The organism is Veillonella dispar, assembly GCF_900637515.1.
Taxonomy (GTDB): Bacteria; Bacillota; Negativicutes; order Veillonellales; family Veillonellaceae; genus Veillonella; species Veillonella dispar.
In genome coordinates this window covers 1026104-1045433 of the sequence record NZ_LR134375.1, presented here as the reverse complement: position 1 = coordinate 1045433, position 19330 = coordinate 1026104, and the positions used below count along the sequence as shown (strand labels likewise).

At 38.8% G+C, this 19330-nt stretch carries 15 protein-coding genes; 2 read left to right on the top strand and 13 right to left on the bottom strand.

The window, feature by feature from the left end:
- Nucleotides 1-28 precede the first annotated feature (28 nt).
- Entirely contained in the window at nt 29-1258 is a 1230-nt protein-coding gene (locus tag EL171_RS04795; protein ID WP_005386571.1) for an aminopeptidase, read from the top strand.
- Between the two features lie 174 nt (nt 1259-1432).
- On the opposite strand, the gene EL171_RS04790 is transcribed toward EL171_RS04795, so the two are convergent.
- From EL171_RS04790 to EL171_RS04780, 3 genes are all read right to left on the bottom strand, one after another.
- Complete coding sequence (locus EL171_RS04790) at nt 1433-1912, bottom strand: deoxycytidylate deaminase (protein WP_005386569.1); 480 nt, start codon at nt 1910-1912, stop codon at nt 1433-1435.
- A gap of 76 nt (nt 1913-1988) precedes the next feature.
- Nucleotides 1989-4457, bottom strand: coding sequence for a leucine--tRNA ligase (gene leuS, locus EL171_RS04785; protein WP_005386567.1), 2469 nt, complete (start codon nt 4455-4457; stop codon nt 1989-1991).
- A 90-nt stretch (nt 4458-4547) separates the two neighbouring features.
- Nucleotides 4548-6230, bottom strand: coding sequence for a glycosyl hydrolase family 18 protein (locus tag EL171_RS04780; protein ID WP_039969183.1), 1683 nt, complete (start codon nt 6228-6230; stop codon nt 4548-4550).
- A gap of 152 nt (nt 6231-6382) precedes the next feature.
- Between EL171_RS04780 and lgt the strand changes: the two genes are divergently transcribed.
- Nucleotides 6383-7207, top strand: coding sequence for a prolipoprotein diacylglyceryl transferase (gene lgt / locus EL171_RS04775; RefSeq protein WP_005386563.1), 825 nt, complete (start codon nt 6383-6385; stop codon nt 7205-7207).
- Between the two features lie 133 nt (nt 7208-7340).
- Here the strand turns inward: lgt and trmFO are convergent, their stop codons facing one another.
- The 10 genes from trmFO to glyS all read right to left on the bottom strand — a co-directional run bounded on the left by trmFO (nt 7341) and on the right by glyS (nt 19330).
- Entirely contained in the window at nt 7341-8657 is a 1317-nt protein-coding gene (gene trmFO / locus EL171_RS04770) for a methylenetetrahydrofolate--tRNA-(uracil(54)-C(5))-methyltransferase (FADH(2)-oxidizing) TrmFO (protein WP_005386561.1), read from the bottom strand.
- Nucleotides 8650-11049: a type I DNA topoisomerase gene (gene topA, locus EL171_RS04765; RefSeq protein ID WP_039969181.1), complete on the bottom strand. Its 2400-nt coding sequence runs from the start codon at nt 11047-11049 to the stop codon at nt 8650-8652. The genes trmFO and topA overlap by 8 nt, the downstream gene beginning before the upstream one ends.
- Nucleotides 11039-12265: a DNA-processing protein DprA gene (gene dprA, locus EL171_RS04760; RefSeq protein ID WP_005386558.1), complete on the bottom strand. Its 1227-nt coding sequence runs from the start codon at nt 12263-12265 to the stop codon at nt 11039-11041. Before dprA ends, topA begins: the two co-directional genes overlap by 11 nt.
- An 8-nt stretch (nt 12266-12273) precedes the next feature.
- Nucleotides 12274-13854 carry a YifB family Mg chelatase-like AAA ATPase gene (locus EL171_RS04755; RefSeq protein ID WP_039969179.1) on the bottom strand — a complete coding sequence of 527 codons (1581 nt, stop codon included), beginning with the start codon at nt 13852-13854 and terminating at the stop codon, nt 12274-12276.
- A gap of 11 nt (nt 13855-13865) precedes the next feature.
- On the bottom strand, nt 13866-14264 hold the full coding sequence (locus EL171_RS04750; RefSeq protein ID WP_005386554.1) for a YraN family protein: 399 nt from the start codon (nt 14262-14264) through the stop codon (nt 13866-13868).
- A 224-nt stretch (nt 14265-14488) separates the two neighbouring features.
- On the bottom strand, nt 14489-15286 hold the full coding sequence (locus EL171_RS04745) for a ribonuclease HII (protein ID WP_005386552.1): 798 nt from the start codon (nt 15284-15286) through the stop codon (nt 14489-14491).
- Nucleotides 15279-16184 carry a ribosome biogenesis GTPase YlqF gene (ylqF, locus tag EL171_RS04740; protein ID WP_039969175.1) on the bottom strand — a complete coding sequence of 302 codons (906 nt, stop codon included), beginning with the start codon at nt 16182-16184 and terminating at the stop codon, nt 15279-15281. The genes EL171_RS04745 and ylqF overlap by 8 nt, the downstream gene beginning before the upstream one ends.
- 67 nt (nt 16185-16251) lie before the next feature.
- Nucleotides 16252-16593: a 50S ribosomal protein L19 gene (gene rplS, locus EL171_RS04735; RefSeq protein ID WP_005377523.1), complete on the bottom strand. Its 342-nt coding sequence runs from the start codon at nt 16591-16593 to the stop codon at nt 16252-16254.
- Nucleotides 16594-16724: 131 nt separating this feature from the next.
- Nucleotides 16725-17111: a MarR family winged helix-turn-helix transcriptional regulator gene (locus tag EL171_RS04730; RefSeq protein WP_005386549.1), complete on the bottom strand. Its 387-nt coding sequence runs from the start codon at nt 17109-17111 to the stop codon at nt 16725-16727.
- A gap of 167 nt (nt 17112-17278) precedes the next feature.
- Nucleotides 17279-19330 (bottom strand): glycine--tRNA ligase subunit beta, encoded by a 2052-nt coding sequence (gene glyS / locus EL171_RS04725; RefSeq protein WP_005386547.1) that lies wholly within the window; start codon nt 19328-19330, stop codon nt 17279-17281.

The window sequence follows — 19330 nt, the reverse complement described above, 5'->3', positions numbered from 1 at the left end:
CAATTGATGACGAATTAAAGGAGAAATTATGAATCAAGATACATTAAGAAAATATACCCGTACATTATTACAATACGGTGTAAACTTGCAGCAAGACCAAACATTAGTTATTTCTGTAGATGTAGAAAATAAAGACTTTGCAGTGATTGTTACTGAAGAAGCTTATGAACTTGGTGCTAAGGAGGTTGTTCTGAACTGGAGATGCTCCCCAATTGCCCGTCAACGTTTATTACATGCGAAAGAATCTGTTTTAGAAAAACCTGCTAACTGGATACCGGAATTCTACAAACAATACATCGATGATAAGGCAGCCTTCTTATCTTTAATCAGCGCTAATCCAAAAGCCTTAGAAGGTATTCCAACAGATCGTATTTCCTTACAATCTCGTAACTTAAATAAAGCGTTATCCTTCTATCATACAGCCATCATGAACTCTTCTGTTACATGGTGTGTTGCTTCTGTACCAACAGTTCTTTGGGCAGATTTATTAGGCTATAAAGGTACAGACGAAGAAAAAATTAACCAATTATGGGATACATTATTGAAACTTTGCCGCATTGAAGGTGTAGAACCAAAAGATACGTATCGTCATCATATGGCAAAATTGCGTCACCGCTGTGAAGCATTGAATAAATTAGACTTAAAGGCATTGCGTTATACTTGTGAAAATGGTACTGACCTCCTATTAGAATTGCCAGAAGGTCATATTTGGCTAGGTGGTGAAGAATCCTCCAAAGATGGTACTATTTTCAATGCTAATATACCTACAGAAGAAGTTTTCTCTGCTCCACAATACAATGGCGTTAATGGTATTGTGTACAGTACAAAACCTTTAATTTACCACGGTAATACTATTTCTGATTTCTCCTTTACGTTTAAAGAAGGTAAAATCGTTGAATATACAGCCAAAGAAGGTTATGAAGTATTGAAAGAATTAGTAGAAACTGATGAAGGTTCCCACTACCTCGGCGAAGTTGCTTTAGTTGATCACTTCAGCCCAATTAGTCAATCTAACCAAATCTTCTTCGAAACATTGTTTGATGAAAATGCATCCTGCCATTTAGCAATTGGTGCCTCTTATCCAACATGCCTCAAAGATAGCAATGGTTTATCTGAAGAAGAATTAAAAGAACGCGGCCTTAACCACTCCTTAACACATGTAGACTTTATGATTGGCCATGAACGTATGAACATCAAAGGCTATACTCGTGACGGTCAAGAAGTAGAAATTATGATTGATGGTCGTTTACAAGTATAAACATAACTACAAAACATAACTACAAAACAATCATAAATTAGATGACAGCTAAGAACTATATGTCTAGTCTAACGTCTCTAGTAGATATCAATTTATATTGGAAAACTACATATGAAACAGACCCTATATACGCTTGTATATAGGGTCTTTTGATAATAGTAAAAATTTATTCTATTACAATGTGATATTTAAAGTACGGCCTGTAGGTTTATATTCAATAATCTCTACACCTGCAGTTTTTAACATCCGCTTAGATGCTTTTACCTCTTTTGTGTCCTTATAGAGATCATCGCGATAAATAACGGCCTTAATACCACTTTGAATAATTGCCTTAGCACATTCATTACAAGGGAATAATGTAACATAAATCTTGGAACCCTCTAGAGAGCCACCACGATAATTTAGAATAGCATTGAGTTCACTATGTACAGTATAGAAATATTTGTTATCGTCTGCTGAATCGCGTTCCCAAGTAAAGTCATCATCACTACAATTCAAAGGCATGCCATTATAGCCAATAGATAAAATTTTATTATCATTGCTAACAATACATGCACCAACTTGTGTATTAGGATCTTTAGAGCGTTGCGCTGCTAAGATGGCAACGCCCATGAAGTATTCATCCCAGGAAATATAATCGCTACGTTTTGCCATAATTACCTCACTATAAAATAAGCCCCCTTCTACCTATGTAGTTGGGGGCTTACAGTATTAAACGAATAGAATATCGTTATTTAACTACGATATTTACAAGTTTACCAGGTACATAAATAACTTTTACAATATTTTTACCTTCTGTAAACTCTTGAACACGGCTAGACTCTTTAGCCAATGTTTCTAATTCTTCTTTTGTAATATTTACGGAAACAGTAAGTTTATCACGAACTTTACCATTTACTTGTAATACTACCTCTACTTCATCTACAACGAGAGCTGCCTCTTCGTATACAGGCCATTTTTCAGCGTGGATGGATGTAGTTTCACCCAATTCATGCCACAACTCTTCTGTCATATGAGGAACAAATGGTGCTAAAAGAAGTAATAAGGAATGAGTTAATTCATTAGCTAAAGCACTATTGATTGTTTCAGCTTTGTCCTTATGAGCGTACATAGCATTTACTAGTTCCATGATAGCAGAAATCGCAGTGTTGAAGTTGAAGTTGTTATCGAGGTCTTCTGTTACCTTTTTGATAACACGGTGTAATTCACGACGCAATGCAAATTCGTCTTTTGTAAGTTCACCAGTTACATTTTTCTTAGCTTCTTCGTTGTACGCATCAACAATACGCCATACACGACCTAAGAAACGGTAAGAACCTTCAACGCCTTGGTCAGACCAATCAAGGTCACGATCTACAGGAGCTGCAAATAGAATGAACAAACGTGCAGTATCTGCACCATAAGTATTGATAATTTCTTCTGGAGAAACTACATTACCTTTGGATTTAGACATTTTGCTGCCTTCTTTAAGAACCATACCTTGTGTTAACAAACCACGGAATGGCTCATTAGCTTCGATAAGGCCTAAATCGTGAATAACTTTCACAAAGAATCGAGAGTACAACAAGTGCAAGATAGCATGTTCAATACCACCGATATATTGGTCAACGTTCATCCAGTAGTTAGCGATTTTTTTATCGAATGGAGCTTGGTCATTTTTAGCATCTGTATAGCGCAAGAAGTACCAAGAGGAATCGATAAATGTGTCCATTGTGTCTGTTTCACGGCGTGCAGGACCACCACATTTAGGACATGTAGTATTTAGGAAGCTTTCAGATGTAGCCAATGGAGATACAGCACCAGATTCAAATTTAACATCCTCTGGCAAGCGTACTGGTAACTCTTCTTCAGTAACAAGTTGTTCACCGCATTTTTCACAATATACTACAGGGATTGGCACGCCCCAGTAACGTTGACGAGAAATCAACCAGTCACGAAGACGGAAGTTTACTTTACCTTCACCAATGCCGCGTTCGTTAAGAGCAGCTGTAATAGTTTTACGAGCCTCTTCAGATGTTTGGCCATTATATTCACCAGAGTTAACGAGGATACCATCTTCATGGTACCATTCTTGCCATTTTTCAAGGCTGTATTCTTCACTTTCACGAGCTACAACTTGTTTAATAGGCAAATCATATTTGTGAGCAAATTCCCAGTCACGTTCATCATGTGCAGGGGAACCCATTACGGCACCAGTACCATAGTCTACCAATACATAGTTTGCAATCCACACAGGAACTTGTTCGCCAGACATTGGGTTTACTGCATAGGAACCAGTGAACATACCTTCTTTAGGTGCTTCTGTAGATGTACGGTCAATATCACTCATATTGCGCATACGTGTAATGAAAGCTTCTAATTCAGCTTTGTTAGGAGCATTTTCAATAAGACGTTCTACATATGGATGTTCAGGAGCCAATACTACATAGCTTACGCCATAAATAGTATCAACCCGTGTAGTATACACAGATACGCGTTCATTAATGGATGGCACTTCAAAGGAGAATTCTGTACCTTCAGAGCGGCCAATCCAGTTCTTTTGCATCAATTTAACGCGTTGTGGCCAATGATCAAGAGTGTCCAAATCAGTTAACAAGCGATCAGCATATTCTGTAATGCGCAAGAACCATTGAGACAAGTCTTTTTTCTCAACTGGGTTGTCACAACGCCAGCAAGCGCCATCGATAACTTGTTCGTTAGCCAATACAGTATGACAAGTTTCGCACCAGTTTACTTTCGCTTCTTTTTTATAAGCTAAGCCTTTTTTATAAAATTGTTGGAAGAACCATTGGGTCCATTTGTAATAATCTTCTTTACATGTTGCAACTTCACGGTCCCAATCATAGGACAAGCCAAGTGCTTTTTGTTGCAATTTCATGTTCTCGATATTGTCCAGTGTCCATGTTTTAGGTGCAATACCATGTTTGATAGCCGCATTTTCAGCAGGCATACCAAAGGAGTCCCAGCCCATTGGATGCAGCACGTTGAAGCCCTTCATTTTTTTGAAACGAGCTACTACGTCACCGATGGAATAGTTACGCACGTGACCCATGTGTAAATTGCCAGATGGGTACGGGAACATTTCTAATACATAGTATTTTTCTTTAGATTCATCATATTCTGTTTTAAATGTATGGTTATCTTCCCAATACTGTTGCCACTTTTTCTCAATATCTTGGGCTACATATTTTTCATTCATGTAGGGGCCTCCTCATATAGTCAACCTCATTAGTTGCCGTTTTATAATCAATATTTTTATTTTACTACGTACTATGAAAGCAGTCAAACTCTAGCGTTTTACTACTTGTACAGATTTTGTTAATTCGTTTTTAGTAGTTGTATTTTGAACAGAACCATGACTCTTATAAGAAGCAATTTTATCCTTTACCTCTTGTGCATCACGTTCCTTTTGCGCTTTAGCCTCTTCTTCTAAACGTTTTTTCTCCGCTTTAGCTTGCTGCGCTTCTTCCTTAGCTTTACGTTTAGCTAATTCTTTTTCCTCTTTAGCCTTGCGTTTAGCTTCTGCTTTTGCGGCTTTTGCCTTTTCTTTTTCCTCTAAGCGCAATTTGTATTGTTCAAGTTTAGTTAATGGTTTTGTTTCTTCTACTACAGGTTCAGGAGCGACTGCTGTAGGAGATTTAGGAATGCCACGACCTAAGTCTTTACCTTGAATCATAGCGATAGTACTTTCATCTTCAAAGCCTTTACGCCATGCAGCAAAACCACCGAGCTGTAACTCTTTTACGAGATCTAGTTTCAAACCTAAAGACGTATTATCTTCGAACCAGATACGGTCAGAACCAGAGCCAGTTGGGATAGATAAATAATATAGTTTCAATCGATCATCCCAAGTCATTTTATCTTTATAATTTGCAAAATAGCTACCCGTGTTTTTCATAGCCAAAGTTTCGCCTTTTGCATAGCCATTAGTATCATGCCATAAGCGCATATAGAATGGTACACCAAGTACCAATTTTTGAGATGGTACTTCAGAAAGCATTTTTTCTGTATGGTTGCGAACCCATGGATAACTTGCTACAGGACCTGCTGTTGTACTTTTAGCCCATGTTTCGTCATACGCCATGAGAACTACATAGTCTACGGAATTAGCAAAGGCACTGCGGTTATATACTAAGGACCATTCTGGGCTATCAGAATAACCAGTTACATCAATGGATGTTTTAATATTGTATTGATGTAAATGATTAGATAAATATGCTACAAACGCTGTTAAACGATCACGGTCGGCATAATCAATATTTTCAAAGTCAAAGTTATAACCATCAAATCCGTAAATATAGGCATATTGTACAAGGTTATGAGCATATTTTTTCCATACAGATTGATCTGCTAAGATGCCACTTGTAAAGCCAGGATCAAATCGATTCGTAATCAAAGGCCATACGTGATAACCTTTACTTTTATAATCGTTAACATAATCAATACTTACATTAGGACTTGCTTCGAGTCCAAGGCTATGCAATTTGAACCAGCTTGGAGAAATAATATTATCACCGCTAGCATTAAGCTTTGCTTGATATGGAGTCCCCTGTGTTGGCCATGGATCAAAGGCCCAAGACAATGGTGTCTGCATTGTATAAGGAGCTTTTACTGTAGAGGCTTGCGGTGCAGGACCTAATGTTAATTGACCATTGACCTTTGTATAGCTCACACCGAGCATAGCTGGATCAGACTCAATATCAACATAGGTCATGCCATTTTTACTTGTAGTTGGCAATTTTACAGGTTCACCAACGGCAGCAGGATTTAAAACAATAGCATTTCCTTGTAACTCTGTTTGAGGTACATACACCGTATAGGATGTTTTATATTGATTTGCTTCGTAATGACGCGTTGTATTTGCTAAGAATTGGTCAACGGGAACCAATACCTCAGCTTGTACTGCAGTCGTAGATAATGCGGACATTACTAAAGCTGTTAAGGATTTTAAAATAGTAGATTTACGAATCATGAACTCTCCTAACTCTAGCCCCATAAGGGGATACAATTTCAATCTCTATATTATACCATATTATATAGAATTCATCTCAGTTGTTGCATGAAGGGTACATGTAATTTATAATTTACCTTATACAATACAAGTTATTACAAAAGGAGTTTTATATGCATCAATATCTATTTTTTATAGGTGACTTTCCTATCAGGGCTTATGGTGCCATGTTAGCCTTAGCTATCATCTGTGGTGCCTCGGTTGCCTATGTTTTATTAAAAAAAGACGGACGAGGTTGGCATGAACACATCATCGACTTTTCCATTACTGTTGCCGTAGCAGGTCTCATTGGTGCCAGATTATGGGATGTGTTCTTCTTTGATTGGCAGTACTATGGCAATCATTTACTAGAAATCCCCTTTGTATGGCAAGGTGGCATGGCCATTCAAGGCGGTGTCGTTCTTGGCACCATTGCAGGCTATTGGTACTTACGTAAAAATAATATCGACTTTTGGGCCTTTGCCGATTTATTCGCACCAGCATTGATTTTGGCACAATCTGTAGGCCGTATGGCAAATCTCTTAAATGGCGATGCCTTTGGTCATCCTACGGGCGGTAATTTTGGTATTCTCTACCCTGAAAGCACGTTGGCTCATCGCACCTACGGCAATCAACCATTATGGCCAGCCGAAATCTGGGAAGGTCAAATCGACATTCTTATCTTTGTAGCCCTCCTATTATTTAGCTCCTTTAAACATGCTAAAGGTCAAGTATTCGTGCTTTATGCGATTCTCTATTCTACAGCTAGATTCTTCCTTGAATTCTTACGCGGTGACTATGTAGACTTAACATTAGGCTTAAAATCAGCTCAGATGACTAGTCTTATTGTCATCATCGTAGGCATTTGTCTATTTATCTATTTAGGCTACTTAGAAAAGAAAAACCAACCTGTACTTGAAACTACAGAGACAGCGCCTAAAACAAAAAAACGTAAATAACTTCATATAATAAGCAACATATATTGAGAATAAAAAATCCTTCATTCATGGATGTCCCATTGAATGAAGGATTTTTCTTTATAAGTCTAAAAACACATATAGCATTGAGCAATTTATTTTATAAGACCAAAACTTATAAATTTTCTTTAGCTTTTAATGCATCTAGTTCTTCTAATGCACGATTAGCAATGAGTGCATTTTTCTCTTTTTTCTTGCGGATTTTTTGTGGCCATGGATCCATAATGCCAAAGTTGACATTCATAGGTTGGAAGTTGGAACCTTCATAGTTAGAAACATAATGGCTAAGAGAACCGATAGCTGTAGTTTTAGGGAAGTCTATAAATGAACGGTCGTCTAAATAACGATCCACTTGTAAGCCTACCATAAGACCACTAGCAGCAGATTCTAAATACCCTTCTACACCTGTCATTTGGCCCGCAAAGAATAAACGCGGTTCTTTTTTTAGTTGGAATGCATGGTTCAACAACTCAGGTGAGTTGATATACGTATTACGATGCATAACACCATAACGAACGAATTCTGCGTTTTCAAGGCCTGGAATCATACCAAATACACGTTTTTGCTCGCCCCACTTTAAGTGAGTTTGGAAGCCTACCAAGTTAAACATGGTACCTTCCTTATTTTCCTTACGCAATTGAACTACTGCATAAGACTCCTCATTGGTACGTTTATCCACCAAACCTACTGGTTTTAATGGTCCATAGCGCAATGTATCTTCACCACGGCTAGCCATAATTTCTACAGGCATACAACCTTCGAAATAGATTTCTTTTTCAAAATCCTTTGGTTGTACTGCTTCTGCTGTTGTAAGCTCATGCCAAAATGCTTTGTACTCTTCCTCTGTCATAGGACAGTTAAGATAATCTGCGTCGCCCTTATCGTAACGGGAAGCGGCAAATACTTTATCGTAATTCAAAGATTCTGCTGTCACAATAGGTGCTGCTGCATCGTAGAAGTAAAAGCCTGTTTCACCAGTTAATTCTTTAATCTTATCCCCTAATGCTTCAGATGTAAGGGGACCAGAAGCAAAAATAACAGTACCTTCAGCAGGAATCTCGGTTACCTCTTCGTGATGCACTGTAATATTAGGGTGACCTTTTACCTTTTCAGTCACCATTTCACTGAACAAGTGACGATCAACGGCTAAGGCACCACCGGCAGGTACAGCTGTCGCATCGGCACATTCCATAATAATGGAGCCTAAACGACGCATCTCTTCTTTTAAAAGACCTACTGCATTTTCAATATTGCCAGCGCGTAAGGAGTTACTACATACAAGCTCTGCAAACTGATCTGTTTGGTGCGCAGGGGAACTCTTCACAGGGCGCATTTCATATAAGTCTACATGAATACCACGATTAGCGAGTTGCCAAGCCGCCTCAGAGCCAGCTAGCCCTGCGCCAATAACAATAACATTTTTATTATTCAACTGTTGTTTCCTCTTTTTTAGCTTTGCTAGATTTTTTAGAATTCTTAGACTCTTTAGTTTCTTTAGATTCTTTTACAGTTTCTTCACTAGCTTCGCTCTTTTTCTTTCTAGTTTTCTTTGGAGGTCTAGTTGGACATGCTTCATTGGAACAGAATTTCTTAGTCGTCCCATTTTTATATGTCTTTTCAACCATAATAGAACCACATGTATCACAGAATTCATGGGTTGGTTTATCCCATAATGTGAAATCACATTGTGGATAACGGTTACAACCATAGAACAAACGTCCTCGACGAGACTTACGTTCTACGATTTCCCCTTCTTTACATTTAGGGCAAGTTACACCTGTCCCTACCGTAATAGGTTTAGTGTTTTTACATTCTGGGAAGTTAGAACATGCAAGGAACTTACCATAGCGACCAAATTTATATACCATTGGACTATGACAGAGATCGCACGTTTCGTCACTTTCCATAGATGCAATTTCAATGCGATCTACATCGCTCGCATCTTCTAGCTCTTTAGCGAATACTTCATAGAAATCAGACAATACCTTTAGATATGTATCCTTACCAGATGCAATAGCATCGAGTTCTTCTTCTAGATCACGAGTAAAACCTGTATTGATGATTTTTTCAAAGTACGCTATCAAGAAATCTACCACTACAAAGCCTAACTCTGTAGGTACGAATTGTTTATTCGTATTTTCTACATAGTTACGGCTTACGATTGTATCTAGAATTGGAGCGTAAGTACTTGGACGACCAATACCGAGCTCTTCCAATGTTTTGATGAGGCTCGCCTCAGAGTAACGTGGAGGTGGTTGCGTGAAATGTTGTTCAGGCAATACCTCTACCGTATGAGCTGCATCATTCTTTTTAAGCGCAGGCAATTGAGGAGCATCCTCTTTTTTCGCATCTTCATAGACAGCACTAAAACCTGGGAAGATTACGCGAGATCCTGTCGCTTTAAATGTGTAATCATCATGAACCGTCAACTCAATGGTTGTAGATTCATTTTGTTGTGGTGCCATTTGGCTCGCCATAAAACGATTCCAAATCAATGTATATAACTTAAGCTCATCACGACTCAAGAAGGGCTCTACCATTTTAGGTGTTAACTCTAAAGATGTAGGGCGAATTGCTTCATGGGCATCTTGAGCAGAACCTTTTGCACCGTACATATTAGGTTTAGAAGGATAATAATCTTCACCATAGTTATGAATAATATAATCCTTAGCCATGACCTGCATCTCTTTAGAGATACGCGTAGAGTCTGTACGCATGTACGTAATCAAACCTACGTGACCATAGGAACCGATTTCAAGACCTTCGTAAAGATGTTGAGCAATCATCATGGTACGCTTTGCACCAAAGTTCAACTTACGAACACCATCCTGTTGCAACGTAGACGTTGTAAAGGGAGGTGCCGCTTTACGAGAACGTTTGCGCTTTTCAATATTTGTCACTACTGCATCGGCTCCGCCAATAGCATCTACTACGGCTTGCGCTTCACTTTCAGTAGTAATATCGATTTTCTCACCTTTAATATGAGTCAATTCTGCTGTGAAAGCCTCTTTTTTAGGCGTTTCAAAATTGCCTTCAATAGTCCAGTATTCTTGTGGCACGAAAGCTTGAATTTCTCGCTCTCTTTCACAGATAAGTCGAACTGCAACGGATTGCACACGACCTGCACTGAGACCTTTACAAACCTTTTTCCATAATAAAGGACTCAATTTATAGCCTACGATACGGTCTAATACACGGCGTGCTTGTTGGGCATCAACCATGTTCATATCGATAGTACGTGGAGATTCTAAGGCCTCTGCTACGGCATTTTTAGTAATCTCATTGAACGTAATACGACATGTAGACGTTGGATCTACATTTAGAATGTACGCTAAATGCCAAGAAATAGCTTCCCCTTCGCGGTCAGGGTCAGTTGCGAGCAATACGGCACTACTTTCATCGGCGTAGGAAACGAGTTCATCAATAACCTTTTTACGAGTTACCAAATTGCTATAACGGGGCGTGAAATCATGTTCGATATCGATGCCCATTTGAGACTTTGGCAAATCTCGTAAGTGGCCCATACTCGCCTTTACAACATAGTTAGGGCCTAAGAATTTTTCAATTGTTTTAGATTTAGCAGGAGACTCTACGATAACCAATACTTTGCCATCAGGATTATATACGCGTGGTTCCCGTTGCTCTGGTGGCACGGACGTTTGTAGTACAGATTTATCTCGTACAATTCCCATGGGAGTAAGGGCTTCTTTAGCAACCTTACGCTTTATCGTAGTACTCTCTTTCTTAGTACTTTTCTTTTTAGTATCTTTACTAGTACTAGCTACTTTTGGCTCGCCAATAACGATTGATCGTTTAATGGACAAGTATATCACTCCTAGTCATATTAATATAGCCTCTCGGCGGTTGATGTTCTATAGCCCCTTCCATTTCTAACTCTAGTAATAAGGGCTGCAGTTGTTGTAATGGAATAGAGGTCGCTTTCAAAATATCACTAACCGTGATACAACGATCATGAGGTATTTCACTCAATATTAAACTCTTATCCAAACTAAAGCTTAACATAGAGAGCCCTTGTGTATCAACACCCTGACCATGATTCACCATTTGACTACTATTTTTTACGCCCATTGTATCTCTTTTATTTGGTGGTGAAAGTTTTTCTTTAGTACTATACATATCTCGTAAGGTTAAATGATATTCCTTAACGATGTCCTCATAACCAGTTAATACAAAGGCTCCATTACGCATGAGGAATTTATTGCCATCTGCTGTATGGTCTAATAAATTACAAGGCAATACAAATACATCTCGACCTTCACTAACAGCCATATCCGCTGTAATCAATGAACCACTACTTCCTTTTGCCTCTACTACGATTACACCTCTACTAAGGCCACTAATGATACGATTTCGAGCGGGGAAATGTTTAGCAGATGGTGGCGTACCAGGTGGATATTCAGATACAAGCAAACCATTGTTTTGTAAGATTCGGTCAAATAATTTTGTATTCTCTCGTGGATATACTATATCTAAGCCACAACCCATGACCACAATACCATACCCTAGGCTAGCTAATAGTCCTTCATGACCATGTGTATCAATACCTCGTGCACCTCCACTGACTATAATAGTGCTGTATTTACCGAGCTCTTTACCAAGCATTCTCGCCACATTCCGTCCATACAATGAGCAGCGCCGTGCCCCTACAATAGCAATACGGTTCAGTCTTTTATCTAATAAAGCTCGATTGCCTCGCATAAATAATATAGCTGGTGGATTATAAATATGGTTCAAAATAGATGGAAAATCTTTATCTAAAAAGGTAGTAACATCCATCTTATATTCGTCTATTTTATGAATTATATAATCTAACTTTTCATCCTTAGCCGATGATGCTATAGCACGTTTATCAGCGTTAGGAATATGTGTATAAGGCTTTAAATTTTCAACCTTCTTAACGGCATCCCAAGCATCATAAGGCGACCCAAAATCCTCTATGAAACGCCGTACATGTGTGGCTCCTACATTATATAAACTTTGTAAGCCTGCAATATAAATAGTATCATCATATCTAGTCATCTTTACACCTATTTACCTGTTCTAAACAACATAGCCTCGGAAATGTGATGAGGCTCCACTTGTGGATTTCCCTCAAGGTCCGCTATAGTACGAGCCACCTTTAATATGCGATCAAAGGCACGCCCACTTAAATGAAAGTGATCAAATATATTGCCCAATACACTCCATGCCTTATCAGTAATATTACATAGCTCACCTATGGCCTTATGAGGTACGGCTCCATTAGAATTAAATTCTAAGTTTTCATAACGTTCCTGTTGCAAAGCAGTTGCCAACATAACTTGTTGCCTCATGCTTTCACTTGTCATAGTAGACGTCGAATTATCTAATAGTTGTTCTAGTGTAGGCCTTTCAACGGGAATATGTAAATCAATGCGGTCCATAATAGGCCCTGACAAGCGTTGCTGATAGTTTTTAACTATCGTTTCAGAACATATGCATTCCCTATGTGGGTCATGATAATAACCACAGGGACAGGGATTCGCGGCCAATATACAAATAAAATTGGCGGGATACATATAATTACCTTGAGACCTATTGATAGTAATTGTGCGAGACTCTAAGGGCTGCCTTAACGCATCAATAACTTGACGTTGAAATTCAGGTGCCTCATCCATAAATAAAACACCACCATGAGCAAGTGTGACCTCCCCAGGGCGTCCTTGTATACCTCCACCCACCATACTCGCTAAAGTCGCCGTATGATGTGGATGCCTAAAAGGCCTAGTTTTAACGAGTCCCTTATCACCGAGTAAACCGATCACATCTTGGATGCGACTGACCTCAACCATTTCATTCCAAGTCATGGGTGGCAATATGGTCGGTAATCGTTCAGCCATCATTGTTTTACCACCACCGGGAGGACCTATCATAATACAATGATGATGTCCTGCAGCACTAATGAGCATGGCGCGTTTACCAAGTTCTTGACCTTGTACATCACCAAAATCTACATCATACGTAGTATTATGGTTTTTATTATCCATCATATCTGTTAATATCTCATCTTGATTGTTCCCTATTTTTACCTTTTTGGAAGTTGAAATAGATTTAGATTTAACTTGGTCTTCTAAGACGGTAATAATATTTTGTAATGAAGACTCGCCATAGATAGTAAGATTTGGAATAGCTTTCAAATTATATCCATTTTCTACGCTTGTATATATAGTAGAGTAATTAGCTTCTAACCCTGCTAACGACATCGCCAAGGTTCCAAAGGTAGGTAGCAGGGAACCATCTAAGGCTAGCTCGCCCATAAATAGACATCTATTCAATAAAGCTGAAATATTAGCTTTACGTCCCTTTATCTGCCCCGATGCAACGAGAACCCCCAATGCAATCGCTAAATCGAGTCCTGCACTACTTTTACGAATTGTAGCAGGTGCTAGATTGACTACGATACGCCTCATAGGGAAGTCATAGCCACTATTTTTGATAGCCGCCCTCACACGTTCCCGAGCTTCCTTTACGGACTGATTAGGCAGTCCTACGATATCAAATACAGGTAAACCTTGAGATATATCGACCTCTACCGTAATAATGCATCCGTCTATACCATGTAAGGTGGCTCCATAAAGTTTTGCATACATAGGTAACCTCTCTAAAAGCACTGCGGCAAATAATGAATGGAACTTTGAAAGTCTTCATGCAAGTACACTTCGATTACATCAAAGGATAACTCTTTCCAGCGCCGTCTTTTCTGATGTAGATCATACAAAAATAACATGGCTGTCCGTTTAATATGCTTTTGCTTCTTCTTTGTCACCGCTTCTCGAGCTAATCCATGCTGCATTCCTCGACGGGCTTTAATTTCAATAAAGTGATACACTAAATCACGTTTAGCAATAATATCGATTTCACCTAATCTAGTTCGATAATTTGTATCTACGACAGTAAGGCCTATTTTTTCAATATATTTAATGGCCACCCGTTCACCCCATTTTCCAAGTTCCTTGGAATCGAGTTCATTGAATGCTTTACCCGTACTAATCGTTTTCATATATACCTCCTATATACGTGTAGTAACTACAATAACTTATAGAATAGTTATCACTCAATCTACATCTAAACTTTCAACAGGTAACACTTACTTGTAGCGTAGAATATGGAGACTATAAAAGTAAATACAAAAGAGGTTCCTAATAGTCACATCGGTGACCAATAGGAACCTCTTTACGGTTATGAACTATATTCAATTTGTATTATAAATTTAATTTAATATAATCACTCAGGTTTAACCCAACGAACGATAGATTTAATAGGTTCAAAGCTCTTGCGATGTAGTGGTGTTACACCTTGTTGTTCAACAGCTTCTTTATGTAACTCCGTATAATAGCCTTTATGAATACCAAATCCATAACCAGGGTATTCGTCATCAAGGCTCTTCATATATCGATCTCGCGTAACCTTAGCAATGATGGATGCAGCCGCAATATTAGCACTTTTACTATCGCCCTTAATTATGGACTCCACAGGAATCGTCAAATCAGGCAATTTCATAGCATCAGCCACTACGGCTTCAGCTGGTACGCTAAGAGTTCGAATCGCCTCATACATAGCTTGGCGTGTTGCTTCGTAGATATTGAGCTCATCAATCTTTTCTGGACCGTAGGAAATACAGCTTACTGCTACGGCTTCTTTCATGATGATATCATAGAGGGTTTCACGCTTTTCTTCTGTTAGCTTTTTAGAGTCATTTAAACCAGGAATTAATGTCATAGGCGGCAATATAACGGCAGCTACCGTTACAGGTCCTGCAATAGGACCACGACCTACCTCGTCGACACCAGCTACGTGATACATACCTTGATCGTAGAACATACCTTCATAGTCATACATGCTCATGAGGCGTTGTTGTTCATTTAGCTCTTTTTCTTGGCGCTTAATGTAAGAAGCGGCCAGTTTTTGTACAGAAGTACGAGTATCCTCTTGGGCTAAAGGCAAAATCTCTAAGGCTTGTTCAGCTTCAAAAAGAGCTTTTATATCTGCCACTTTTAATTTACTAAATGTATCCTTATCCATTTTGTGTGTCCTCACCGTTTTCAGGATAGTATGGTTCTTCATCAACTTTATCGAGAGTAATTGTACCTAGTTTAGTATTGCGATAGTCTTGCAAGATGATGCGGCGTGCTTTATCAAAGTCTACTACGCCACCACTTACAAGACAACCACGACGACGACCGATGCTTTCAAGAATAGTATCCACATCTGTCATCTCTTCTTCTTTTAATTTATAACGTTCTACCAGAATATTTGGTGTATTCGTCAATAAATGATTTAATAACTGTTTCATTACATGCTCTAAGTCGTACACATCATCAGAAACAGCACCCGTCATAGCAAGGCGAGCCGCTGCGCGTTGATCCTCTAATTTAGGCCATAATACGCCTGGTGTATCAAGCAATTCAAGATTTTTACCGATTTTAACCCATTGTTGACCACGGGTATGACCTGCTTTGTTAGCTGTACGCGTTGCAGCAGAGCCAGCTAAGGAGTTAATCAACGTAGATTTACCAACGTTAGGAATCCCTAAGATGATAATACGTACAGAGCGGCTACGAATACCTTTAGCTACCCAACGATCTATGATGGGCTTGCTTAAACGCTCTACCGTAGATATTAACTTCTTATTCCCCTTGCCAGATTTAGAATCGATAGCTAGTACTGTGATACCTTGCTTAGTAAAAAACTCAGTCCATTCCTTTGTAGCTTTAGGATCTGCTAAATCTACTTTATTTAACAGTACGATATGAGGTTTCTGACCAACGAGTTCTGTGATTACAGGGTTCGCACTAGAACGAGGAATACGTGCATCTAATAACTCAATAACTACGTCTACCTTTTTGATATACTCCGTAATCATACGTGTGGCTTTCGCCATATGCCCAGGGAACCAATGTACGATAGGTGAATCTGCCATAGTATTTCCTTTCATATCTAAATTTTAGCAAAAATAAAAGGCTGCCAACGGCAGCCTTTTATGAACATTAGCGTTTTTCGCGAATACGAGCAGCTTTACCAGTAAGGTTACGTAAGTAGTACAATTTAGCACGACGAACAACACCACGGCGCATAACTTCGATTTTAGCTAAGCGTGGGCTGTGAAGTGGGAATGTACGTTCTACACCTACACCGGATGCAATACGACGAACTGTGAAAGTTTCACGTACGCCACCGTTTTGACGTTTAATTACCAAACCTTCGAATACTTGGATACGTTCACGAGAACCTTCCACTACTTTTACGTGTACGCGAACTGTGTCACCAGCGCGGAAAGTAGGGATGTCTGTACGAAGTTGTTCTTGTTCAAGTACGTTAATAATGTTCATTGTTTCCTCCTGTTTGCAGACATTCAATACCTACACCTTATAGGCAGCGGACTGTCTCAAATTAACAGCAATATAGTATCATAAATCACGTACTGTTCGCAAGTATTTTCTATATAATTTTAAGAAACTAATTATTTACTTAAAATTGGGCGCTTTAATTTACCTAACAAGCGGTATAAATCGTCTTTTTCATCATCAGAAAAATCAGAAAATAGTACATTAAGAAATTGGTCATATGAATGTAATAATGACTTACCTAATCGTTTCCCCTCTTCAGTGAGCCCTACTACGGAAATCCGTTTATCCATATAATCGATGTGCTTTGTGACATACCCTAATTCAATAAGAATATCGGTCTGCTCTGATACTGTAGCAGGACGCATATTAAGAGCATCCACTAATTGTTTTTGAGATGCCCCTTCAGATCGCATATATAATTCTATAATTATTTTATCACGAGATTTTTCTTTACCGTTTGGCACCTTACATAAGGCTTTATATAATTCATCATGATTCATGACAGTTATCTCCTCATACAACTTTGTATATTATAAGATATTCGCCATAGTCTCAAAAATTCCTGCATAAAATATGTATATTCTTCGTAAAAGCAAAAAGAGGTACCAAATGGTACCTCTTTTTTCATATATTTCTGTAAAATTTAATGTATCTAATACAAAATATATTATTTTAATGCACTAATATCGCCGATAATAGCCATTACACTATAAGCTAAACGAACAAGTTGTAAACGGTTAGATTTAATAGCTTCATCTTTGTCCATAACCATTACATCTTCAAAGAATTTGTTGATTGCTGGAACTAATGTAGCAGGAACAGCTACAACTGCAGCGTAATCATTAGCTTCCCACGCCGCTAGACTTGCTTCAGAGGCTTTAGAAGCGGCTTCGAACAATGCTTTTTCAGCATCTTCTTTTAACAAGTCGCTATTAACGCCTGTATATTCTAAATCTTTTACAAGATTATACATACGAGTATAAGCTTGAACAAGCTCAACATTTTCATCGATGCGATTTGCTAACAATGCGTTTACAAGACCTTCTGCATCAGCAACAGACAATTCATTGTTGGACAACAACAAGTCGATGACATGATGAGGCACTTCACGATCAAGGAAGATATTTTTCAAACGAAGTGTGAAGAACTCTTCTACTTGGCCAAGCAATTCATCTTGTTTATCAGCAGCTACATTCAATAACTCCATAGATGCTTTGAAGATTGGACGTAAGCTAATATTCCACTCACTACCAAGCAAGATGTTCAAGATACCAATTGTTTGACGACGCAATGCATATGGATCTTGAGAGCCTGTAGGGATTAATCCACGGCTGAAAGTAGCAACGATGTTATCTACTTTATCGATGATGGACAATACTTTACCTGCTTCAGTTTGAGGCAATACATCGCCTGCAAAACGTGGTAAATATTGTTCGAAAATAGCTTCTGCTACCTCTTCAGATTCACCATCAAGTAAAGCGTATTCTTTACCCATTACACCTTGTAATTCAGTGAACTCTGTAACCATACCTGTTGTAAGGTCAGTTTTAGCAAGCTCTGTAGCGCGTTCTAACACAACAGCTGCATCTTCGTGCAAGCCACATTCTTCACCAAATACACGGCCCAATTTAAGTAAACGTTCAGTTTTATCTGCTAAGTTACCAAGACCTTCTTGGAATACGATTTTAGTCAAACCATCTTGACGGTCGATAAGAGGTTTCTTGCGGTCTTCATTGAAGAAGAATTTAGCATCATCAAGACGTGCACGCAATACGCGTTCATTACCTGCTTGAACTACTTCGATGGAATGATCGGAGCCGTTACGAACTGTTAAGAACATTGGTAACAATTTGCCGTTTTGGTCAACCAATGGGAAGTAACGTTGATGATCTTTCATAGGTGTAATGATAGCTGCATCAGGAAGTGCCAAGTAGGACTCTTCAAAGCCACCGCACAATGCTGTAGGCCATTCAACAAGATAGTTGATTTCTTCTAACAAATCATCATCCCAAACAATGGATGCATTTTTAGAAGCTGCTATATCATGTAATTGTTTGGAAATCAACTCACGACGTGCGTCTTGATCAACCATAACAAAGTTTTCTTTTAATGTGTCTACATAAGATGCTGCATTTTTAATAGTAATTTCATCAGCACCTAAGAAGCGATGACCACGTGTTACATTACCAGATTTTACAGTAGCAAATTCTACAGGAATTACTTCTTCATCAAGTAATGCTACAAGCCAACGTACAGGACGTACGAATTTAGCATCTAAATTGCCCCAATGCATGGATTTAGGGAAATTAAGACCTGTAATCAATTGTGGCAACATTTCACTTACGATATCTTTTGCAGGTACGCCGGCAGTTTTAGTTTCAGCGTAAATATAGCCGTCTTCTACAACGAGATCAGCTACATCAAGACCTTTACCACGAGCAAAGCCGATAGCTGCTTTTGTTGCATTGCCGTCAGCATCATAGGCGATAGATGCAGATGGACCTTTATGACGTTCGCTGATTTCAGCGGATGTGTCAGCAAGACCTTTCACGATAAGAGCCAAACGACGTGGTGTACCGTAGGTTGCGATGCTTTCAAAAGGAAGATGGGCATCATTTAATTTTGTTTCAGCCAATTGTTTCAATTGACCTAAGATATTTGGCATAAAGCCGGCAGGAATTTCTTCTGCACCGATTTCAAATAATAAATCCTTTGCCAT